Here is a 21,625-nt window from a genome sequence, read left to right on the forward strand (position 1 = left end):
CAACGCGCGATGATTGGCATCGCGGGCGGACGAAGATGAAGACACCTGTCGGACTTGTAACCGTGGCGCTGACGGCAGCGATCCTGCTGACCGCGACCTTGGTGATCGCCACCGGCACCCGCGGCGAAGAGACGGAGTTTCCGTCATCCGCCGGCGGACTCGAAGTGCGCACCTTCGCAAGGGGTCTGGCCAATCCGTGGTCGCTGGCGTTCTTGCCCGACGGCAGGATGCTGGTGACCGAACGGCCCGGCCGAATCCGAATCGTGTCCGCGGAAGGCCAGCTGTCGCCGCCGCTCAAGGGCGTGCCCGACGTGTGGGCGTCCAGCCAAGGCGGCCTGCTCGACGTCGCGATCGATAAATCCTATGCGCAAAACAAGACGATCTATTTCTGCTTTGCGGAGCGGACCAGCGGCGGCGGCCGCACCGCGATCGCGCGCGCCAAACTCAATGACAGCGGCGGCCGCCTCGACGAAACCAAAATCATCTTCCGCCAGGAAGGGCCGCTGTCGTCAGGAATTCATTATGGCTGCCGCATCGTGCAGGCCGACGACGGCAATTTGTTCGTGACGCTGGGTGACCATGGTTCACATCGCGAGCAGGCCCAGGAGCTCGGCAATCATCTCGGCAAGGTGATCCGGATCGCACCGGATGGATCGGCCGCCGCCGGCAACCCGTTCATCGGCCGCGCCGGCGCCAAGCCGGAAATCTGGAGTTACGGCCACCGCAACGGACAGGGCCTGGCGATCAACCCGGCGTCGGGCGACGTCTGGGAAGTCGAGCACGGCCCGCGCGGCGGCGACGAGCTCAACATCATCAGGGCGGCCAGGAATTACGGCTGGCCGGTGATCGGCTTCGGCCTCGAATACAGCGGCGGCAAGATCCATGAAAGCACCGCCAAGGACGGCATGGAGCAGCCGGTCAAATACTGGGTGCCGTCGATCTCCCCGTCCGGCATGCTGTTCTATACCGGCAAGCTGTTTCCAAAATGGTCCGGCAGCCTGTTCGTCGGCGCGCTGTCCGGCAGCATGCTGGTGCGGCTGTCGCTGAACGGCAACGGCGTCGCGGGCGAAGAGCGCCTGCTGCAAAATCTGCACGAGCGGATTCGCGACGTCAGGCAAGGCCCGGACGGCGCCCTGTGGCTGCTGACCGACAGCTCCAACGGACGGATCCTGCGGGTGACGCCTTCTGCAAAGTGAATGAAATGAACGCGTGAACGGAAAGCTGCGACCAAGCTTCAGGGCTCCCCGTTTTCGGAAACGCAACGCATGAACCGGCGCCAGTTTGTTTTCGCCCTGTCAGGGGCCCTGACACTGCTCGCCGCCACGCGGCCCGGCCGCGCCGAATGCGGCGGCCTCAGCGTCAGGGAATTCGTCGAAACCACCTATTACAAGCAGGCGCGCCTGCACGCCGCCAGAACGCCGCTCGGCAACGACGACTTCTACGCGCTGTTCTCGCCCGGCATGCGCCGGTTGATGCAGGCGCCGCGGCAATATCCGAAGAACCAGACGATCGGCCCGCTGCTCAACGCCTTCTTCGGCTGGGGCGTGCTGCCGGGCGCCGAGATCAAGGTCGGCAAGGTCGAGCACCATTCCGGCGACGAGATGGGGCCGGCCACCATCCGCGTCGAGATCGAGCATCGCGGCCAGCCGCACCGGATCCTGGTTCACGTCATCGGCCCGGACGACGATTGGCGCATTGCCAACATCATCTATGATTCCGGCAAGAGCCTGCTCGATCATTACCGAAGCATCACCGGCGGCTAGGATTGCTTTTTTTGTTTTGACGCGTTTTCTTGACGCGAACCGGTGCCCACTTCGCTTTGAAAACGCTTTGCTACCATTTGTGAAAAATCAAAAACGCCCCGCCGGCAATCAAGAGAAAACCCAAAGCGTGATTCCAGGCCAGCGGCTCCTTCAGGTACAGCGTCGAGAAGCCTGCGAACACCACCAGCGTGATCACTTCCTGCATGGTCTTGAGCTGGGCCGCCGAATAGACCGCGCTGCCCCAGCGGTTGGCCGGCACCGCCAGCCAGTATTCGAAGAACGCGATCCCCCAACTCGCCAGAATGATCAGCACCAGCGGGCTTTGCTTGAATTTGAGATGGCCGTACCAGGCAAAGGTCATGAAGACGTTGGAGGCGAACAGCATCAATATCGGCAGGATCTGCGGGGAGACGGTCGGCATGATGTCCTCTTGTGAATTTGGTGCGCTAGCGACCCGGGCAGAACCCGTTCCATCGGTTTTGATTAGCATTTGAATTCAAAATCGCGAAAGCTCTGCGTGCGCGCTCAAGTCCGTCTTAACGACAGAAAAAGATAGTTCGCCGCAAAACGAAACATCCGTCACACTGCGTGCCTTATTCTCGACGCAACGGGAACGGCCTCAAACGGCCGCTCGATCAACGCCTTGGTCAACGCCTTGGTCAACGCCTTGGGAGGCAGCGAGAATCGGCATGCAGTTCGACTGGCGCGCCATCTCCGGTCCGGCTCTGACGACAGCGACGGCGCTCGCCGCCTTCCTGGTCGACCGTTATGTCATTGCGGTCCCGAACCCCGCACCGCTGTTCGTCTGCATCGTGGCATTGGCCAGTTCCGTCAGCGGGCTCGCCTCCGGCCTGACCAGCGCCGCGATTGCCGTGGTGTCCTCGGCGCTGTTCTTCCTCAACCATCGCGCCGTGCCGGGCTATGACGCCTCCGACCTGATGCGCATGCTGCTGCTGGCGGCGACCGCGGTCGGAACCGCCGTGATCACCGGGATGCTGCGGCAAAAATGGATCGACGCCTTCGCCTGGGAGCAGAAGCACCATGCCACCGCGATGCGGCTGTCGGCAGCCCTCGACCAGGTCGATATCGGCATCGTGCTGCTCGATTCCGACACCCGCGCCGAATTCATCAACCGCGCCTTTCGCGACTATTTTTCGCTGTCCGACGAGCAGGCCGACGCCAAGCCGCCGTTCATCGCGCTGATGTATCACGGCCGCGACACCGGCGCCTACGAGCTGCCGGAAGACGAATTGAGCCTCTTCATCGCGCAGCGCACCGAGATGATGCGGGCCGGCGATTCCACGCCGATCAACATCAAGATGGCTGACGGACAGGTGCTGCGCTTTTCCTGCACGGCGCTGCCCGATGGCGGGCGCATGCTGAGCTATACGCCGGTCACCGATCTCGTCCGCCATACCGACGACATCGGCAATGCCGATTATTACCGCTCGCTGCGCGGCGGCGGCGAACGCAGCCTGGCGCGGCACCTGCGCGCCGCCGAATAGCAGCCGCGACGCGGCAACGCCCCTCCCCGATTGATCCGTTGCGGTGGCGCCTGTAGGCTGGCGCCATCAGCCAGCGCGTCGACGACGCCGCTCCCTTCCCGAAGCTCCCTTGTCGAATACGGAATCAAACATGCCCGGCGACGTAACGATTCGTTTTGTCACACGACAGGATTACGCAAAATGGCTGCCTTTGTGGGACGGCTACAACGCGTTCTACGAGCGGACGGGACCGACCGCGCTCGATCCCGCCATCACCGCGATGACCTGGGCGCGCTTCTTCGATGCCTACGAGCCGGTGCACGCTTTGGTCGCCGAACGCGACGGCGAACTGCTCGGGCTGGCGCATTACCTGCTTCACCGCTCAACCACCGCGATCGAGCCGACGTTCTACATGCAGGATCTGTTCACCAGCGAAGCCGCGCGCGGCAAGGGAGTCGGCCGCGCGCTGATCAACGACGTCTACGAACAGGCCAGGCTCGCCGGTTCGCCGCGCGTGTACTGGTTCACCTACAACACAAATCACACCGCGATGCAGCTTTACGACAAGGTGGCGGAGAAGACCGGGATTGTCGTCTATCGCAAGGTGTTCTGACTGGCCTGTGGATAAATCCAGATGTCACCGGGGCGTAACAAAGCCCGGTTAGGTTGCGCCTGCGTTTGATCAGGCCCCCCGTCTCAGATCACGCGCCCCCAAGCGGCCCCCGTCAGTCGCCGCGTCTGACCGGGGCCGCATCTTTTTCGCAGCACTTTCAGACCCTTTACGCCGAGCTACGCCGGAACCGCTGCTCAGGCATGCCGTGCGCGGTCAATCCGCATCTTGCGGGCTCTGGGGTGCGCGGGCCACAATGCGGCCTCCTCGCCCACCCACAGGATCTCCCATGCAAATTCGCAATCTCGGCGGCTCCGGCCTGCGCGTTTCCGCCGTCGGCCTCGGCTGCAACAATTTCGGCCAGCGCACCGACCTCGAAACTTCGCGCAAGGTGATCCACAAGGCGATCGACCTCGGCATCACCCTGTTCGACACCGCCGACATCTATGCCGGGATGGGCGGCTCCGAGACCGTGCTCGGCACCGTGCTCGGCGACCGCCGCAAGGACATCGTGCTGGCGACGAAATATTCCAAGCCGATGAGCACGGACGGCACCAAGCAGGGCGCCTCGCGCCGCTACATCATGTCCGCGGTCGAGGCAAGCCTGACGCGGCTGAAGACCGACTACATCGATCTCTACCAGCAGCATGATTACGATCCCTTGACGCCGATCGAGGAGACCCTGCGGGCGCTCGACGAGCTCGTGCGCCAGGGCAAGGTCCGCTACATCGGCAATTCGAATTTTCCGGCCTGGCGCATCGCGGAAGCCGAACTGGTCGCACGGCAGATGAACGTCAACCGCTTCGTCTCCTGCCAGGACGAATACAGCCTCGTGGTGCGCGGCATCGAACAGGATCTGCTGCCCGCAGCCAAGGAATACAAGCTCGGCCTGCTGCCGTTTTTCCCGCTGGCAAGCGGCCTGCTCACCGGCAAATACAAACGCGGCGCCGCCGCGCCCGACGACACGCGCTTTGCAAAAGCCCCGGCGCTGAAGGAGCGTTACGTCACGCCGCGCAATGAAGACATCGTCGAGAAGCTGCAGGCCTTCGCCGACAAGAGCGGCCACACCATGCTCGAGCTCGCCTTCTCCTGGCTCGCCTCGCACCCGCAAGTCTCCAGCGTCATCGCCGGCGCCACCCGCGTCGAACAGGTCGAGCAGAACGTGAAAGCGATCAGCTGGGTGTTGAGCCCGCAGGAGCTCGCGGAGATCGATGCGATTACGAAGGGGTGAGCCGCGAAATATCCACGATGTCGTCCCGGCCTTGAGCCGGGACCCATAGCCACCGGCAGTAATTGTTTTTGCGCGCTGGACGTTGTCTTCCTTTTCCAACAACGCGGGCCGCGGCGTATGGGTCCCGGCTCAAGGCCGGGACGACGAGTGCTAGATGCTCAAGGCCGGGACGACACTGTCGGTGGGGCCACACCTACCCCACCAGCCCCTTCATCGGCTTCACTGACGCGCTGTCCGGAAACACCGTCTCCGCCAGCACGCGCTCGGCGAGCCCGAACTGGTCCTGCAGCACACCCTTCATGACCGCGCGCAGGTCCGTGGTCGGGGCGATGTCGCGGGCCTGATAGAGATTGGCGACCTTCAGGCCGGGCCAGTCCGCGATCACCCGGCCGCCCTTCACCGCGCCGCCGGCGAGCAGCGCCACGGTGCCGGTGCCATGGTCGGTGCCTGCGGTGCCGTTGATGCGCGCGGTGCGGCCGAATTCAGTGACGACCACCACGACCGTGTCGCGCCAGCGTGCGCCGAGCCCGCTTTCGAACTCGGCGAGCGCGCCGTCGAGGCCCGACAACAGCTGCGCCAGGCGGCCGACCGGGCCGCCTTCATTGGCGTGGGTGTCCCAGCCGTCGAAGGCGAGCGCGCCGATCCGCGGACCGTCATCGGCCGCCATCAGCTTGGCCGCGCCGCGCGCCACCAGCCGCATCGCGGCAACACCATTGGTGCCCGGCTTTGGTTTCATGTCGTCGCCTTGCGCCGCCTTGTCGAGCGCAAGGCCCTGTGTCAACGCCGCCGCCAGCGCCGGATCGCGGTGGCGATAGAGTTCGATCAGGCGCATTGCGGTGTCCTCGGCGGCCTGCGGCAACGCGACCGGGGTCCAGCCGACGGTCGGCGCCGCGCCGCGCAGCACCAGCGGCGTGGTCGGGCCGACGCCGAGCGCGCTCGTCACGCGTTCGCCTTTCGGCAAGTTTTCCAGCGCGCGGTTGAGCCAGCCGGATTGCACCCGGCCCGGTCCGGCAAAGCCGCTTTCGAGCACATCCTGGCCGTCGAAATGCGAGCGCTCGCGATAGGAGGTCGCGACCGCATGGATCACCGCGGCCTGCTTCTGGCGGTACATCCGCGCGAATTCAGGCATCGCCGGATGCAGCGCGAAGAACGAATCCAGCATCAGCGCGGCGTTGGGTCCGCCGGGCGTCAGGGCGATCGAGCCGTGCAGGCCGGCATAATCAGGGTCGCCGATCGGGGCTACTGTCGCAAGGCCGTCCAGCGCGCCGCGCAGGATGACGACGACCAGACGTGGATCGCGTCCATCGGCAGCACGGGCGAATTTCGGCAAATAAGCCCAGGCCGCAAAGGACGCGCCACCGAGCAACAGCGCGCGGCGCGAGGGAGATGTCGGGCTTTCGCAGCAATCCGTTTTCGCTAATGTCGTTTCCATTGGCGTCATCTCCTCTGGAATTCCGGCGACATCAATAGCAGCGCCAGCGCCTGCTGCCGCGATTCCGCGCGCTCGACCGTGCGCCTTGTTTCGATCGACGCTGCGTCCGCAGCGACGAGTTCAAGCAGATCGCGCGGATCGATGCTATCGGCGAGGCGCGAGGCGATCTGCGCCGATATATCGAGCCGCAACTTCATGCCTTCGGGCGCGGCCCATGCCGCATTGCTGTCGGGAAAACCGTTCGGGCCGGCGGGCGCCCATAATGGCTGACCCAGCACGTTGAGGCCGTTAAGATAGCGGCCGGGGTCGCCGGGGATTTGCGCCAGCAACCGGCCGGACGCGACCAGGAATTCATACGGCGAGCGCACTTTGGTCAGCGGCGCCTTCCAGGCTTCGTCGGAATCAACCAGCGCCGTCGCCAGCGCCTTGAGATCGCCGTCGGTCTTGCCGAACACATCGGCCAGCCGCGCCACCAGCGCCGGCGGCGGATCGTCGGCGACGAAATGACGGACGAACTTGCTGGCGATGAACTTTGCGGTCGAGGGGTGCCGCGCGAGATCCGCCAACACCGCCTCGCCCTGCGCCACGCCATTGGCGTCGTAAATCTTGCCCATCACGGCATGCGCGCCGGGCTGGTGCGCATTGGCGTTGAAGACGAAGCTGCCGGGGGCGCCGAGCTGGCCCTGCCGTCCGGCATAGGTCCACCCCGTGATGATGCGCGCCAGCGACGTCACGTCGTCCTGCGAATAGCCGCCGCCGACGCCGAGCGTATGCAGCTCCAGGATTTCGCGCGCGAGATTTTCGTTCAGGCCGCGGTTGCGGTTTTTCCCGGCGCGCGAATCCGGCCCCAGCGATTGCTGGTTGTCGAGAAAGAACAGCATCGCCGGATGCTGCTCGACCGCCTTCAGCATGTCAGCGAAGCGCCCGAGCACGAAGGGCCGGATCGCTTCGCGCTCGAACGAGCCCGCCCACATCCGCGCCACTCCGCCCTTGTTGGCGGAGATACAAAAATGATTGGACCAGAACACGACCAGCCGCTCGGTGAACCCGCAATCGGCGATGACGGCCCGCTGCAGCCGCGCCAGCGCTTCGGCGCGAAACGTCTTCTGGATGATGTTGAGCGGTTGCGGCGGCGGTCTCGGCGCGGCAGGCTGCATCGTCTCGGGAGGCGTCATCGACGCATTGGCGTTTTCCTGCGGCTTTGCCGGCGGCTCCTTCGGCGCCATGTCCATGGCGATGCTGTTCAGCGACAGGTTTCGCCGTTGCCCTTTCGCCTCGACAGGCGGTTGCGGTCCCTCGGTCGCGGCTGCCGGCGCGGATTTGGCAGCCGCGTCGCGGCCCTGCTGGATCTCGAACTGATAGTCGAACACCGCCTTGCCGAGCGCCGCGGTCGACTGCAAACCCGGCACCTCAAGCAGCACGCCGTTGGGCCGGCTCATTTCCGCCTTCACGAAACCTCTGGGATCGGAGGCCGCGTTGACGAAATCGCCCGATGCGCCGCCGCGCGCGCCGAATCCGAAGCGATTAAGCGCCACCAATGCGGCTTGCGAATCGCGGGCCATCGGATTTCCCTCAGCACGTCCCCGGTATATGATTTGCCGGCAAGTATAACGCCTTTCGGGATGAAGCCCGAATTAAAACCCGGTTAGAAAACGCCTCGTTTCATGACAAATCGGTCAGACAATCCTCCCTCGCGGCGCCTCGCCTGCGCCGGCTGCGGCACCGAGTTCTCCTGCAGCCTGTCCGGGCCGTGCTGGTGCAGCGAGGAAACTTTCCGTATGCCGATGCCGCTGGACGGCAGCGATTGCCTGTGTCCGGCTTGCCTGCGCAGGGCGGCGGCGCGTGCCTCCAGCGCGGCCGCAACGTGACCGAGAGGTGGGACGTCCGGGCCGTTCTGCTCGACATGGATGGAACGCTGCTCGACACCGAGCGGGTTTACTTCGACAGCCTGGTTTCGGCGCTCGGCGCGTTCGGTTATACCGACGATGTCGAGACGCTGTGCCACGCGATGGTCGGCCTGCCCGGTCCGGATTGCGAGGCCATGCTCCATGCCCGCTATGGCGAGGGCTTTCCGCTGCCCGCGATCAACGAGGCCTTCATCGCACGGCGCGACGAAATTCTTGGCGCCGGCCTGCCGCTGAAGCGCGGCGCCATCGAACTGCTCGATGCGCTGCAGGGCAGCGAATGTCCGATGGCAATCGTGACCTCGTCGTCGCGTCGCACGGCGGACGCGCATTTGACGCTGGCCGGGATCCGCAGCCGTTTCGACCATATCCTGACCCGCGACGACGTCACGCGCGGCAAGCCGAGCCCTGATCTGTATCTGCTGGCGGCGTCAACGCTTGGCGTGCGCCCGGAATTCTGCGTCGCCGTCGAGGATTCCAACCACGGCGTGGCCGCAGCTTATGCCGCGGGCACGATCACCGTCATGGTGCCGGACATGGTGCCGCCGACCGAAGAGTCTCGCGCGCGATGCGCGGCGGTGGTGGACGATCTCGGCAAGGTGGTGGAGATGTTGCGAACACGAGGCGTGTTGCGTTCGAAATTCTTGCGTCGTCCCGGCGAAGGCCGGGACCCATAGCCACCAACGCTTATTTGCGAAAGGCGTCGGCCACTCTGCATTATCGAGAGATCACGCGGTATGGATCCCCCGATGCGCAATTGCGCATCTGCCTTCGCTGGGACGACTCGGTGAGGGTGCGGGGCCCCTACCGCGCTCGCGGCTTCCCCCGCCCCCGGAGCGCCGCCTTGGTCAGCGCATGCGCGGCTTGACCTGCGGTCTCCATGTAGCTGGGATCACGATGCAGCAGGACGACGGCGAACGATCCATCCAGCAACAGCAATGTCTGCCGGGCGAGCTGTGATGCTTCGGCGATTCCGGCGGCCTCGAACGTGGCGCGCAGCCAGTGCTCGAATTTCTTCTTGTGGGCGGCGCCGATCTTCATCGCGGGATGGCCGGGCATGTTGGCCAGCTCCGCCGAGGTGCGCAGGAAGCCGCACCCCTTCCATTTGGGATGCCGGGCCGAGCGGGCGAGATTGCGGAAAATCCGTTCGATTTTAACCGGCAAGCCGCCGTCGGCCTCGGCGAACCATTGCTTGAACAGCGCGAGATTGGGCTGGTCGCGGCCGGCGAGATAAGCCGCCACGAGGTCATCCTTGCTCTTGAAATGATAGTACAGCGTCCGCTTGGTGACGCCGGCCTTCGCCGCCACGGCGTCGACGCTCACGCCGCGAATACCGTCCGCGTAGAACAGCGCGTTTGCCGCCGAAACGATCCGCTCGCGGGTGGGAGTTTCCGATTTCGCCATGTCTTAAATGTATACCGACCAGTGAATATACACAATGTGATGCCGCGCCTAAGGTGCCACCGACACCGACATTTGCGGAGACCATCATGTCCGACGCCGTGCTGCTCGATATCAAAAACGGGATTGCGCAGATCACGCTCAACCGGCCCGCCCGGCTCAACGCGCTGAATTACGATCTGATCGATCGCCTGATGGCCGCGCTCGACACGATCGAGACCGATGCCGGCATTGGCGCGGTGATCCTCACAGGCGCCGGCGAGCGGGCGTTCTCCGCAGGCGCCGACATCAAGGAGTTTTCGGGCAGCGTTCGGCAGGGCCCGAACGCGGCGATACGCGACTTCGTCCGGCGCGGACAGGCGATGACCGCGCGCCTCGAAGCATTCCGAAAACCCATGATCGCCGCGGTCAATGGCCTGGCATTCGGCGGCGGTTGCGAGATCACCGAGGCGGTGCATCTGGCCATCGCCAGCGACCGGGCGCAATTTGCAAAACCGGAAATCAATCTCGGCATGCCGCCGACCTTCGGCGGAACCCAGCGCCTGCCGCGGCTGGCCGGGCGCAAGCGCGCGCTGGAGCTGCTGTTGACCGGCGATGCCTTTTCGCCCGCGCGGGCGCTGGAGATCGGGCTTGTCAATTCAGTCGTGCCGCATGATGAATTGCTGCCGGCGGCGTGCGAACTGGCAAGCCGCATCATGCGTCACTCGCCGCTTGCGGTCGGCAGCATCATCACATCAGTTACCCGCGGCTTGAACATGACCATCGGCGAAGGGCTGCAAGTCGAGAGCGAGCAGTTTGCCGCCATGGTGCCGACAAGCGACCTCCGCGAAGGCCTGGCCGCCTGGATCGGGCGGCGGCCGCCGAGCTATCGCGGGCGGTGACCAATTGATTCGACGGCGTACCTACACCGCAAATCCCGGCGATTTGCGCGCCATGCCGTCGAAAGCGTCGAGCAGCCGCTCGCGCCAGGCATAGACCGGATCGTCTTCCCCCAGCAGCTTGAACGGGCTGACCACGCGCGCCCACTGGAACCCGCCGAACACGATGTAGTCCGCATAGTTCGGTTGCCCGCCGCCGAGATAGGATTGCGTCTTCAAGGTCAGCCGCAACGGGTCGAGCGATTTGCGAAAGCCTTCGACCGCCTTGTCGCGGCCCGCCACCACCTCTTCCAGCGGCTTGCCGAAGCGCACTTCCCGTGACTTGCGGAAATAGGCGGCGTCCACCGGCTTCAGGTTCAAGGGGATGTCAGCGACGATCATCGGAGACATGCCGCCGATCACGGTGACATCGCCCCACCAGTTCAGCATGCGCGCCATCGCGCGGCCGCCCTCGCCGCCGAACAGCACCGGCACCCTTTCGGATCCGTGCGGCGCGATCGCGTCCTTTTCCGTAAAACACCACGGGATGGTTTCCGCGCAAAGCCCCTTATGCGCCAGCGCCATCCGCGTCCGCCAGCAGTACGGACTGAACGGGCGGGCGGGATCGGTGCCGACGAGTTCGAAGAGTTTGAGAGTCATGCTTGCGCGCCGGTTTGAAACACAGCTGCCAGACTAACCGTCATTGCGAGGAGCGCAAGCGACGAAGCAATCCATCTATCCCCGAGTGGAGATATGGATTGCTTCGCTGCGCTCGCAATGACGTGGATGGAGTGGCGCGCAAGCCTACCGCACCACTGCAGCGGTCTGCCCGAACAACACCCGGCGCTCTTCCTCGGTGCGGTTGACCGGCTGGCCGAAATTCGGATTGACCTCTTTGGCCAGCGCGTAGGCGCGCTCGGTCGCGGGCCGCGCGCGGATGGTTTCTAGCCAGCGCTTCAGATGCGGGAAGTCGTCGATGTTTTGTTCCTGGTTCTTGTAGGGCACGATCCAGGGATAGCTCGCCATGTCGGCGATCGAGTAATCACCGGCGATGAATTCGCGGTCGGCGAGGCGCTTGTTGAGCACGCCATAGAGCCGGTTGGTCTCGTTCACATAGCGGTCGATCGCGTATTTGATTTTTTCCTGGGCGTAGTTGCGGAAATGATGGTTCTGGCCGGCCATCGGCCCGAGCCCGCCCATCTGCCAGAACGTCCACTGGATCGCATCATAGCGGCCATAGAGACCTGATGGCAGGAACTTTCCGGTCTTCTCGGCGAGATAGAGCAGCATCGCGCCGGACTCGAACACCGAGATCGGTTTGCCGCCGCCCTTCGGCTCATGATCGATCATCGCCGGAATCCGGTTGTTCGGCGCGATCGCCAGAAACTCCGGCTTGAACTGTTCGCCCTTGCCGATCTGCACCGGGAAGATCTTGTACTTCAGCCCGGTCTCTTCGAGGAACATCGTGATCTTGTGGCCGTTCGGCGTGGTCCAGTAATGAAGGTCGATCATTGGCACGGTCCCGCGTTAAGGAGATTGCACGCATCGCAAAAAGGATGCGGATGCATGAATGTGGTCGGGTCACGCCGTGAAGTCAATGGAATTGGTCCCGCGCGAGCGAATGTGATGACTTCCCGCACGCGCGCGAAACGATCAATTCGCCCGGCCGTGCTCCCGCAGGAAATTCTTGCCGCCTTCGGTAATCGCGACGCGCACGCCGAGGCCGGCCACGTGCTGGCGTGCGACATAGCCGCGATCGACCGCATCTTCCCAGATCGTCAGCCGCGGGCATGAGGTGCGCCAGGTCTCGATCACGTCGGCATAAAGCCGCGGCTCGCGCCCTACCCATTCGACGAGATCGAGCACCAGTGCGTCGGTCGTCTCCGTCATCGGGCCCTCCGTCGTTCGAAATGCCGTCGCTATCAAAATGCCATCGCGCTGGAGCGCGTGACCAGGAGCCAGCCGCCATAGAGGATGTAATAGCTGGCCACCGTGGTGATCAATCGTCCGGCCCAGGTGCGGAACTGCGCGTCGCTCATCGCTTCCAGGATGCGCCGCGCCAGCGTGGTGCCGAGCATCGAGGCTGCAATGGCAACCGCCGCCAGCACCGGATCGAGCGACGCGGCCTGATCGATGATGCCGCCGAAATAGACCAGCTTGACGAGATGGCTCGCGACCTGGCAGGTCGCCTTGGTGGCCACGATCTCGCGGCGGTCGAACTTGCCGCCGAGGAAGAACGTATCCATCAGCGGACCCGATACGCCGGTCATCAGCATCAGGCCCATGCAGATGAAGCCGTAGAAACTGCCCTGCCAGATGCTGTCGGGGTTCGGCTTCAAATTCGCCGGCATCAGCCGCGCCATGAACGGCGTGACCCCGAGCAAGAGCAGCGCGATCGGCTTGTCCGGCACGTAGCGGGTCAGCGACCAGAGCCCGAGCGCCAGCGCGCAGCCGATCAGATAGACCGCGACCGGCCGCCAACGGATATGCGCGCGCCACAGGAAGGCGCGCCAGCCATTGGACGCCATCTGCGTGATCGCATGCAGCACCATCGCCGTCGGCAGCGGCATCAGGGCCAGCAGCACGCCGATCAGGATCATGCCACCGGCCATGCCGAACAGGCCCGACAGGAAAGCTGTCGCGACCATCAGCAAACCCAGAGCTGCGATCAAAAGCGGCGTCATCTTGAATCTCCGAACGTACTTCTGCCGCGCTTGGACGGCGCGTGCAAACTGAGTTATCTTGCCCTGGCATCAGTTTTCCTGAGGGTTCGAATGCGGCGGCTGCTCTTCCTCAACGGCATCAAGGCGTTCGAGGCTGCGGCGCGGAGCGGCAGCTTTGCGGCGGCAGGTAGCGAGCTCAACGTATCGGCGGCGGCGGTCAGCCGAATGGTGCATCTTCTGGAAGACCGGCTCGGGGTGGCGCTGTTCGAGCGCAAGGCCAACCGCCTGGTGACGACGGCGGCCGGGCGCGCCTATCAGAGCGGGCTGACGCCGATCTTCGACGCGCTGGCGAGCCTGACCGCGCAGGTCACGGCGCCTTCCACCGTCCGCGTGCTGACGATCGGCGTCGGGCCGACCTTTGCAATGCGCTGGCTGATCCCGCGGCTGGCGGATTTTCACAAGCAGGAACCCAACATCGATGTGCGCATCACCACCGGCGGCGCGGCCGCCCCGTTCGGCGAGGACTGGAGCTGCGGCATCCAGCTCGGCGACGGCGAATGGCCGGGGCTGATCGCCGAGCCGCTGTTCGCGGCCGACCTGCTGCCGGTCTGCGCGCCCCGCCTTGCCAGCTCGCTCAAGCGGCCCGGCGATCTGAAGGGGCCGACGCTGCTGCGCGTTGCGCATTCGGCCGATGATTGGCCGTCATGGCTGAAGGCGGCCGGCGTCGCCCGCGTCAGCGCGCGCGGCCCGCAATTTCAATTCTATGGCCAGGCGCTGCAGGCCGCGGTCGACGGCCTCGGCATCGCGATGGGCATCCGCCCCTATATCGACGACGACCTCGCCGCCGGCCGGCTGGTGGCGCCGTTTGCGCTGAGCGTGCCCAAGGGCATGCGTTGGTATCTGGTCTATCGCGAATACAGCACCGGCCAGCGCGACTTTGTCGCGTTCCGGCGCTGGATCATCCGCGCAGCGGCCGAGCCAGCCGCCCGCCGCAAGGGCCCACGCCATGCCAATTGAACGCATCGATACGCTTGTGATCGGCGGCGGCCAGGCCGGGCTCGTGATGAGCTACCGGCTGAAACAGCGCGGCATTATGCACCTCGTGCTGGAGCGGGCGCGCATTGCGGAGCGCTGGCGCAGCGAACGCTGGGACGGGCTGAAATTCCAGTTTCCGAACTGGTCGGTGCGGCTGCCGGATTTTGCGTTTCCGCACAGCGATCCCGATGCGTTCGCCACATCAGGCGAGATCGTCACATTCATCGACGCCTTTGCCGAATTCATCGCGCCGCCGATCCGCTGCGGCGTCGAGGTGACCCGTTTGAAACGCGGCAACGCCGGCTTTATCGCCGAATGCACGGATGGCACCATCGAGGCCAGCAACGTCGTGATCGCGACCGGGCCCTATCAGCAGCCGCTGGTGCCGGATCTGTTGCGCGATCATCCGGTGTTTCAGGTCCATGCCAGCGCTTACCGGAATCCGGGCCAGTTGCCACCGGGCGCCGTGCTGGTGGTTGGCGCAGGCGCGTCGGGCGCGCAGATCGCCGACGAACTGCATCGCGCCGGCCGCCGCGTCTTTCTTGCGGTCGGCCAGCACACCCGCATGCCGCGCCGTTACCGCGGACAGGATTTGACCTGGTGGTTCGGCGCCCTTCGCCTGTTCGACATGACGGCGGAGCAGCGCGGCCCGATCCGGGTCAATCCGTCGATCACGGGCGCCTATGGCGGCTACACCATCGACTTCCGCAAGTTTGCCGCCGACGGCATCACGCTGCTGGGCAGGGTTTTGGCGGCGCGCGACGGCGTACTCGAGATTGCCCCGGGCCTCGCCGAAAGCCTTGCGACCGGCGATGCCTATTACGCAGGCTTCCTCGACATGCTGGACGCGCATGTCGAACAGCACGGCCTCCATCTGCCCGCTGACCCCGCCGCCCGTAATGTGCTGGCCGATCCGCCAAGCGTCACCGAACCGGTCCGCCGCCTCGACCTCGGTAAGGAAGACATCCATGCGGTGGTCTGGGCCACCGGTTACGGCGTCGATTTCAGCTGGATCGACCTACCGGTCCGGGATCACAGCGGGGAACCGGTCCATCGGGGTGGCGTGTCAGAGGTGCCGGGGCTCTATTTCCTCGGCCTGCCGTATCTGTCGAAACTGTATTCTGCCTTCCTGTCGGGAGTCGGCGACGATGCCGCCGTGCTCGCCGATCACATTGCCGCCCGCCGCTGAAGTTCCGCCGTTCCATCCGGAAAATCACGGCGAGATGTGAACCGGTTCACACCGGTTTTTCGGAAAGCATGATCTGCTCTTGGTGGGACATTCCGGGAGACACGCCATGATTTACGGCGGCTTTGAAATTCAGTCGTTCGAAGCGGGGAGAGGGCAATGGCACGCCAGGATACAACGAGCCGATCTCGCGCCGGTCGTCATCGATGGCTTGTCGTTTCCGACGCTCGAAGTCGGCTTTGCATGGTCCGATCCGGAAGCGGCGATCGCGGATGCGAAAGCCCATATCGACCACAACCGGCAGCGCTACACGGCGGCGGCGTCGGTCTGAAGCAGGCGGCTGTGATGACGCAAGCCGAACCCGAACCGGCGAAGCCATCGTCCAAGGTGATGTCGAACTGCCCGCAATGCAGCGCCTCCCTCGCCGTGCTGCGCATCATCCCCGGCAAGGCCGGCGCCGAATACTGGACCATGCGCTGCACGAAGTGCGGCGGCATCCATCTCGACATCGTCAAGGCCGATTCGCCTGCCGCGACGGGTGCGGATTCCAGTGACGTCTTCGCCTGACGCTGACATCTGCTGACATTGGAACGGCCTGAATCGGCCGTCCAAACAACACCGGCTTTGCCCTTTTTTCGCGCGCCGATTGGCCCCATATTCGCCCCATGGCGAAGAAACCCGACTCCCCAAAAAAATCAGGCAAAACCCCGAAATCCAAAGCGCACCGGCCGGAAGTTCAGCCGATCGGGCCCGCTTTGGCGGAACTGCTCAATCCCGCGATCAACCGCGGCGATGCCGGCATGGGCTCGGGCACCGGCCTGCAGCCGCCGCCGGATAATTCTAAGGACCGCCGTTCCGGCGGCGAAGCCGCCGTGCATCGCGCGCGATCGTCGACGCCGAAGAATTTTCCGCCGAGTTCCGCCGATCCCTATCCGCAACCGCTGCGCCCGAATCCTCAGCCGCCGGGCGCCCGAAGCAATCCGGAAGGCCTCGACGAAGCCCCGCAAGCCAACTACGGCACCTCCGCCACGATCCCGACGCTCGATCCGGAACTGGCAAAACAATTCGGCTTCACCACCGAAGAGGAAGACGCCGCCGCGCTGGCGCGGCCGCCGCGCAACAAGATGGAGGCGCTCGGCGTCCAGGCCACCGCCGATGCGCTGGAAGATCTGATCCGCGAGGGCCGCCCCGAATTCAAGGGCGAAGGCGGCGGCGTGAAGGTCTGGACGCCGCACCGCCCGCCCCGCCCGGAGAAATCCGAAGGTGGCGTGCGCTTCGAGATCAAGTCCGAATACGAGCCCAAGGGCGACCAGCCCACCGCGATCAAGGAATTGGTCGAGGGCATCCAGCGCAACGACCGCACCCAGGTGCTGCTCGGCGTCACCGGTTCCGGCAAGACCTACACCATGGCCAAGGTGATCGAGGCGACGCAGCGCCCCGCCATCATCCTGGCGCCGAACAAGACGCTGGCGGCGCAGCTCTATGGCGAGTTCAAGAGCTTCTTCCCCGACAACGCCGTGGAATATTTCGTCAGCTATTACGACTACTACCAGCCCGAAGCCTATGTGCCGCGCACCGACACCTACATAGAAAAGGACTCCTCGATCAACGAGCAGATCGACCGCATGCGCCACTCGGCGACGCGCGCGCTGCTGGAGCGCGACGACGTCATCATCGTCGCGTCCGTGTCGTGCATCTACGGTATCGGCTCGGTCGAGACCTATACCGCGATGACGTTTGCGCTGAAGAAGAACGAGCGAATCGACCAGCGGCAACTGATCGCCGACCTCGTCGCGCTGCAATACAAGCGCACCCAGGCCGATTTTACCCGCGGCACCTTTCGCGTGCGCGGCGACGTCATCGACATTTTCCCGGCGCACTATGAAGACCGCGCCTGGCGCGTGAACCTGTTCGGCGACACCGTCGAAAATATCGAAGAGTTCGATCCGCTCACCGGCCACAAGCAGGACGACCTCGAATTCATCAAGATCTACGCCAATTCGCACTATGTGACGCCGCGGCCGACACTGGTGCAGGCGATCAAGTCGATCAAGTCTGAACTGAAGCTGCGGCTCGACCAGCTCAACAACCAGGGCCGGCTGCTGGAAGCGCAGCGGCTGGAGCAGCGGACGACGTTCGATCTCGAAATGATGGAAGCCACCGGAAGCTGCGCCGGCATCGAGAACTACTCGCGCTACCTCACCGGCCGCCGCCCCGGCGAGCCGCCGCCGACGCTGTTCGAATACGTTCCCGACAACGCGCTTGTCTTCGCCGACGAAAGCCACGTCACTGTTCCCCAGATCGGCGCCATGTTCAAAGGCGATTTTCGGCGCAAGGCGACGCTGGCCGAATACGGTTTCCGGCTGCCCTCCTGCATGGACAACCGCCCGCTGCGCTTCGAGGAGTGGGACATGATGCGCCCGCAATCGGTCGCGGTGTCGGCGACGCCATCAGGCTGGGAGCTGAACGAAAGCGGCGGCGTGTTCGTCGAACAGGTGATCCGACCCACCGGCCTGATCGATCCGCCGGTCAACATCCGCCCGGCGCGCACGCAGGTCGACGATCTCGTCGGCGAAGTCCGCGCCACCGCGCAGGCCGGTTATCGCAGCCTGATCACGGTGCTGACAAAGCGCATGGCGGAAGACCTCACCGAATATCTGCACGAGCAGGGCATTCGCGTGCGCTACATGCACTCTGATATCGACACCATCGAACGCATCGAGATCATCCGCGACTTGCGGCTCGGCGCATTCGACGCGCTGGTCGGCATCAACCTGCTGCGCGAGGGCCTCGACATTCCCGAATGCGCGCTGGTCGCGATCCTCGACGCCGACAAGGAAGGCTTTTTGCGCAGCGAGACCTCGCTGATCCAGACCATCGGCCGCGCCGCGCGCAACGTCGACGGCAAGGTGATCCTCTACGCCGACCAGATGACCGGCTCGATGGAGCGCGCCATCGCCGAAACCGACCGCCGCCGCGAGAAGCAGGTCGAATATAACACCGCCAACGGCATCACGCCCGAAAGCATCAAGAAATCCATCGGCGACATCATGAACAGCGTCTACGAGCGCGACCATGTGCTGGTGGAAATCGGCGACGGCGGCATGGCCGACGACGTCATCTCAATCGGCCACAATTTCGAGACCGTGCTGAACGACCTCGAAACAAGAATGCGCGAAGCCGCCGCCGATTTGAACTTCGAGGAAGCCGCCCGCCTCCGCGACGAAGTCAAACGCCTCCGCGCCACGGAGCTCGCGGTAGTCGACGATCCCACCATCAAGCAGCGTGGTGTAGCGGCAAAGGCCGGTGCTTACGCAGGCATGAAGAAGTACGGCGACTCCGCGAATTTGCCGGCCAGCGCCTCGAAGAAGCGCGGCTTCGGAATGCGCGGCGGCAGCGGTGCCTCTTCCCCCTCGCCCCGTTCTTCACGGGGAGAGGGTCGGGGTGAGGGGCAATCCGCGGGGGGTGCCAGCGGCTCCACCTCCAAAGTCCACAAACCCCACCTGGACGAAATGCACGGCCCGGAATCCCTGCCCTACCGCCCCAGCGGCACCAAACCGCGCAAGCCCGACATCGGCGGCAACACCAAAATCTTCCAGCCCACCGACTCGCGCCAGTCGGGGCCGGAGTTCGGGCCAGCGCCGCGTTCCAGTGGGGGCGCGCCGGGGCATCGGGGCGGGTGGAAGAAGAGGTAGCGATCAGCCATTAAAGTCGTCATTCCGGAAGCCGCGAAGCGGCTGTCCGGAATCCATACTCCCGATCGTGGTCATGGATTCCGGGTTCGATGCTCCGCATCGCCCCGGAATGACGGTGAGACAGTTCACCCTGCGCTCAACATCGCCACCGCCAGCAGCGACAGCATCACCGTGCTCGTGAGCAGTTGCAGCGAGGCCATCGGCTGGGTGCGCCAGCGCAGCACCTTCTCCGAGAAAGACAGGCTGGCATCGAAGAACAGCGGCTCGTAACTGGCCTTGAACAGTTTTGGGTATTTCGGGGCGAGCCAGGGCACGATCAGCGCGTGGAAGAACGAGGCCATCACGACGAAGATCACGGCGCCACGGGGAGGACTGACGATCTGGGCACTGCCGGCCAATTTCAGCAGCATCGCCGCAGCCGCATAGGTCGGCATGGCCTGCAGCAAAGCGGTCAGCGTCATGCCTTCGAACCGGTTGAGGCTGGGGGATTTCGGCGCAGTGATGGCGTTCATGGCGGCGGCTCCTGTGGTCCTGTTGGGGACGTTGAAGCCGCCAGACTAGGTTGTCGCGCAGAGGCGTGACGTGATGCGCGTCACGCATTCAGCCGTCATTCCGGGGCGTCGCGAAAGCGACGAACCCGGAATCTCGAGATTCCCCGATGCGCAATTGCGCATCTGAGGTTCGCTTCGCGCCCCGGAATGACAGTCACCCCGACCGTCGATTACTCGTGTTCTGCGTCATATTCCCGTGGTCGCCCTGTTCATTGATGTTGTTCTTCTCGTCGTCGCGATGGCCCTTGGTGGTATCGACGGGCACCTTCGGCGTGCTGCCGGGGCCCTTGGGGCTCTGGTTCTCCTCGGGAACGGGCGTAATGGTTTTCTCAAGCGGTTTGGTCATCAGATTCTCCATTGCATAGCAGGAGAAACGCGGGACAGGCCGTACTCGTTCCCGGCGTGAACGCGTCCCAGCCTTGCGCCGACCAAGCCAACATGAACTAATTGTTCCCGCCGACTGAAACCGTGATCCGCCCGATGCCGAAATCGTTTCCTGCCATCGTCGCGCTGGCCATTGCCGGCGCCTGCCTGCTCGCCAGCCCGGCTCGCGCCGACGATGCCGACCGCGCGCTGCTGTCGACGTTTTGCGACGCCGCCGATATCGAGGGATCGACCTGCAAGCGGGCGAAGAATTATCCGGATGCGGGAGACCGCGAATGCGACGTCAAGCTGACCGCCGATCGCCATCGCGGCCGGTTCATCGCCGCGGGCAACCCGCTGCTGGTGGTCAATTACGAGAGCGGATGCGAGCCGCACGCGACCGATAATGGCGGCGCCGTCGTGTTCGAGCAGATCGGCGGCAAGACCATCTTCAGGAGGTTTCAGCCGGGTTCGCAGGTCAATGACTGCATCACCCTGGCGAGGAGCGCGCAGCAGGATCGGCTGATGTGCATCACCGGCCATATCGGCCAGGGCAATCTGGAAACCGGCGTCGCCGAGTTCGTGTTCACCCAGGACTACAGCAGGAACGTCAGCATTTCGCCGGATTTTCTGGTCACCGCGGTGGATTCCATTCGCGCCTATGGCGCCAACGTCGTCACCTGCAAGGAGCGTTCGAAATATTTCGAGGTCTCGGACATCAAGGCCGGGCCGCGGCCGCAGACCGTGACCGTGACGGTTCGCCATCCCGACGCGGCAACGATCGGCAAGGCCTGCCGCAAGGGGTTTTCCAAACCGAAGGAAGTCTTTGGCAGGCTCTCGCGCGGCGAGGCCTATGTGCCTGAAGGCTACGAGAAGCGCGGCAAGTTCATCATCGATCTCGTCACGCGCAAGGTGACGCCGCAGTGAGGCACACTGTCCGAGTTACGTCGTCCCGGCCTTGAGCCGGGACCCATACGCCGCGGCAGACATTGTTTGCAGAAGGTCTCTAACGCCAGCGCTCTAACCGATGGGCCGCGGCGTATGGGTCCCCGCTCAAGGCCGGGACGACGATTACAGTAGCGAACAGCTGCGGCAAAACGGCACGACGGGCAAATCACTTCTGTTTTACGGAAATCATGTCAAGCATAAAATTTCTGTAAATCAAAAATATTCTTGTTGCCGTCCGACCCAAATCAGTGCGCATCTAATCGCCATCCCGTCCTATCAAGAGGGGCGTCGGCCGTCGTCATGACGAGGGGCGGGTCGCGGTGGACGCTGAGGTTGCGATTGACGGTCGTGGCTGAAGCGTACGGCGAAAGCGTGTGGTCCTGGCGCCCGTAACGGCGTTAAGTCCTGCGGGAGCCAACGCTTCCGAGGGGCGACGGTGGCAATAGAGGCCGTCTCACCGGGGAGAGCGCGTCATAAGCCGTAAAGCCATTGCGCAGGGAAT

Annotated in this window: 24 protein-coding genes; 14 read left to right on the forward strand and 10 right to left on the reverse strand. The window is 64.3% G+C overall.

From position 1 onward, the window contains the following. Positions 1-35: 35 nt before the first annotated feature. A complete protein-coding gene (locus JQ574_RS14380) occupies positions 36-1,196 on the forward strand; it encodes a PQQ-dependent sugar dehydrogenase (RefSeq protein ID WP_212207219.1) in 1,161 nt (386 codons plus the stop codon). 69 nt (positions 1,197-1,265) lie between these two features. Then, positions 1,266-1,763: a hypothetical protein gene (locus JQ574_RS14385; protein WP_212207218.1), complete on the forward strand. Its 498-nt coding sequence runs from the start codon at positions 1,266-1,268 to the stop codon at positions 1,761-1,763. A gap of 70 nt (positions 1,764-1,833) precedes the next feature. On the opposite strand, the gene JQ574_RS14390 is transcribed toward JQ574_RS14385, so the two are convergent. Then, positions 1,834-2,184: a DMT family protein gene (locus JQ574_RS14390; protein WP_212207217.1), complete on the reverse strand. Its 351-nt coding sequence runs from the start codon at positions 2,182-2,184 to the stop codon at positions 1,834-1,836. A gap of 268 nt (positions 2,185-2,452) precedes the next feature. On the opposite strand from JQ574_RS14390, the gene JQ574_RS14395 reads away from it, so the two are divergent. The 3 genes from JQ574_RS14395 (at position 2,453) to JQ574_RS14405 (ending at position 5,088) form a co-directional block, all read left to right on the forward strand. Beyond that, entirely contained in the window at positions 2,453-3,268 is an 816-nt protein-coding gene (locus JQ574_RS14395; RefSeq protein WP_212207216.1) for a PAS-domain containing protein, read from the forward strand. Between the two features lie 130 nt (positions 3,269-3,398). After that, positions 3,399-3,860, forward strand: coding sequence for a GNAT family N-acetyltransferase (locus JQ574_RS14400; RefSeq protein WP_212207215.1), 462 nt, complete (start codon positions 3,399-3,401; stop codon positions 3,858-3,860). A 286-nt stretch (positions 3,861-4,146) separates the two neighbouring features. Further along, the gene (locus tag JQ574_RS14405) at positions 4,147-5,088 is read left to right on the forward strand and encodes an aldo/keto reductase (RefSeq protein WP_212207214.1); all 942 of its coding nucleotides are present in this window, start codon (positions 4,147-4,149) and stop codon (positions 5,086-5,088) included. 193 nt (positions 5,089-5,281) lie between these two features. On the opposite strand, the gene JQ574_RS14410 is transcribed toward JQ574_RS14405, so the two are convergent. Together JQ574_RS14410 and JQ574_RS14415 are read right to left on the reverse strand one after the other, a co-directional pair. Continuing rightward, positions 5,282-6,520, reverse strand: a complete 1,239-nt coding sequence (locus JQ574_RS14410; protein ID WP_212207213.1) for a DUF1501 domain-containing protein — start codon at positions 6,518-6,520, stop codon at positions 5,282-5,284. Positions 6,521-6,525: 5 nt separating this feature from the next. Beyond that, on the reverse strand, positions 6,526-8,082 hold the full coding sequence (locus JQ574_RS14415) for a DUF1800 family protein (protein WP_212207212.1): 1,557 nt from the start codon (positions 8,080-8,082) through the stop codon (positions 6,526-6,528). A 102-nt stretch (positions 8,083-8,184) separates the two neighbouring features. Here JQ574_RS14415 and JQ574_RS35100 point away from each other — a divergent pair, with 102 nt between their 5' ends. Then, positions 8,185-8,388 (forward strand): cysteine-rich CWC family protein, encoded by a 204-nt coding sequence (locus JQ574_RS35100; RefSeq protein ID WP_249119331.1) that lies wholly within the window; start codon positions 8,185-8,187, stop codon positions 8,386-8,388. Further along, entirely contained in the window at positions 8,385-9,101 is a 717-nt protein-coding gene (locus tag JQ574_RS14420) for an HAD family phosphatase (RefSeq protein ID WP_212207413.1), read from the forward strand. The genes JQ574_RS35100 and JQ574_RS14420 overlap by 4 nt, the downstream gene beginning before the upstream one ends. 127 nt (positions 9,102-9,228) lie before the next feature. Here the strand turns inward: JQ574_RS14420 and JQ574_RS14425 are convergent, their stop codons facing one another. After that, entirely contained in the window at positions 9,229-9,828 is a 600-nt protein-coding gene (locus tag JQ574_RS14425) for a TetR/AcrR family transcriptional regulator (protein ID WP_212207211.1), read from the reverse strand. Positions 9,829-9,914: 86 nt separating this feature from the next. Here JQ574_RS14425 and JQ574_RS14430 point away from each other — a divergent pair, with 86 nt between their 5' ends. Beyond that, positions 9,915-10,706 (forward strand): crotonase/enoyl-CoA hydratase family protein, encoded by a 792-nt coding sequence (locus JQ574_RS14430; RefSeq protein WP_212207210.1) that lies wholly within the window; start codon positions 9,915-9,917, stop codon positions 10,704-10,706. A 21-nt stretch (positions 10,707-10,727) separates the two neighbouring features. Here the strand turns inward: JQ574_RS14430 and JQ574_RS14435 are convergent, their stop codons facing one another. The 4 genes from JQ574_RS14435 to JQ574_RS14450 form a co-directional block, all read right to left on the reverse strand. Further along, positions 10,728-11,342: a glutathione S-transferase family protein gene (locus tag JQ574_RS14435; RefSeq protein ID WP_212383611.1), complete on the reverse strand. Its 615-nt coding sequence runs from the start codon at positions 11,340-11,342 to the stop codon at positions 10,728-10,730. A gap of 144 nt (positions 11,343-11,486) precedes the next feature. After that, positions 11,487-12,194: a glutathione binding-like protein gene (locus JQ574_RS14440; protein WP_212207208.1), complete on the reverse strand. Its 708-nt coding sequence runs from the start codon at positions 12,192-12,194 to the stop codon at positions 11,487-11,489. 141 nt (positions 12,195-12,335) lie between these two features. Next, a complete protein-coding gene (locus tag JQ574_RS14445) occupies positions 12,336-12,572 on the reverse strand; it encodes a hypothetical protein (RefSeq protein WP_212207207.1) in 237 nt (78 codons plus the stop codon). A 32-nt stretch (positions 12,573-12,604) separates the two neighbouring features. Next, a complete protein-coding gene (locus JQ574_RS14450; RefSeq protein ID WP_212207206.1) occupies positions 12,605-13,366 on the reverse strand; it encodes a sulfite exporter TauE/SafE family protein in 762 nt (253 codons plus the stop codon). Between the two features lie 90 nt (positions 13,367-13,456). Between JQ574_RS14450 and JQ574_RS14455 the strand changes: the two genes are divergently transcribed. The 5 genes from JQ574_RS14455 to uvrB all read left to right on the forward strand — a co-directional run bounded on the left by JQ574_RS14455 (position 13,457) and on the right by uvrB (position 19,261). Further along, positions 13,457-14,362 carry a LysR substrate-binding domain-containing protein gene (locus JQ574_RS14455; protein WP_212207205.1) on the forward strand — a complete coding sequence of 302 codons (906 nt, stop codon included), beginning with the start codon at positions 13,457-13,459 and terminating at the stop codon, positions 14,360-14,362. Continuing rightward, positions 14,352-15,569: an NAD(P)-binding domain-containing protein gene (locus JQ574_RS14460; RefSeq protein WP_212207204.1), complete on the forward strand. Its 1,218-nt coding sequence runs from the start codon at positions 14,352-14,354 to the stop codon at positions 15,567-15,569. Before JQ574_RS14455 ends, JQ574_RS14460 begins: the two co-directional genes overlap by 11 nt. A gap of 106 nt (positions 15,570-15,675) precedes the next feature. Further along, entirely contained in the window at positions 15,676-15,897 is a 222-nt protein-coding gene (locus JQ574_RS14465) for a hypothetical protein (protein WP_212207203.1), read from the forward strand. Positions 15,898-15,911: 14 nt separating this feature from the next. Next, positions 15,912-16,133 carry a hypothetical protein gene (locus JQ574_RS14470; protein WP_212207202.1) on the forward strand — a complete coding sequence of 74 codons (222 nt, stop codon included), beginning with the start codon at positions 15,912-15,914 and terminating at the stop codon, positions 16,131-16,133. Positions 16,134-16,231: 98 nt separating this feature from the next. Next, positions 16,232-19,261 carry an excinuclease ABC subunit UvrB gene (gene uvrB, locus JQ574_RS14475; protein ID WP_212207201.1) on the forward strand — a complete coding sequence of 1,010 codons (3,030 nt, stop codon included), beginning with the start codon at positions 16,232-16,234 and terminating at the stop codon, positions 19,259-19,261. A gap of 125 nt (positions 19,262-19,386) precedes the next feature. Here uvrB and JQ574_RS14480 read toward each other — a convergent pair whose 3' ends face one another. Both JQ574_RS14480 and JQ574_RS14485 read right to left on the reverse strand, forming a co-directional pair. After that, complete coding sequence (locus tag JQ574_RS14480; protein ID WP_212207200.1) at positions 19,387-19,773, reverse strand: hypothetical protein; 387 nt, start codon at positions 19,771-19,773, stop codon at positions 19,387-19,389. Positions 19,774-19,966: 193 nt separating this feature from the next. Continuing rightward, positions 19,967-20,158, reverse strand: a complete 192-nt coding sequence (locus JQ574_RS14485; RefSeq protein WP_212207199.1) for a hypothetical protein — start codon at positions 20,156-20,158, stop codon at positions 19,967-19,969. 134 nt (positions 20,159-20,292) lie between these two features. Between JQ574_RS14485 and JQ574_RS14490 the strand changes: the two genes are divergently transcribed. Next, on the forward strand, positions 20,293-21,102 hold the full coding sequence (locus tag JQ574_RS14490; protein WP_212207198.1) for a hypothetical protein: 810 nt from the start codon (positions 20,293-20,295) through the stop codon (positions 21,100-21,102). Positions 21,103-21,625: the final 523 nt, after the last annotated feature.

This window comes from Bradyrhizobium sp. AUGA SZCCT0158, from assembly GCF_018130065.1.
Lineage (GTDB): Bacteria > Pseudomonadota > Alphaproteobacteria > Rhizobiales > Xanthobacteraceae > Bradyrhizobium.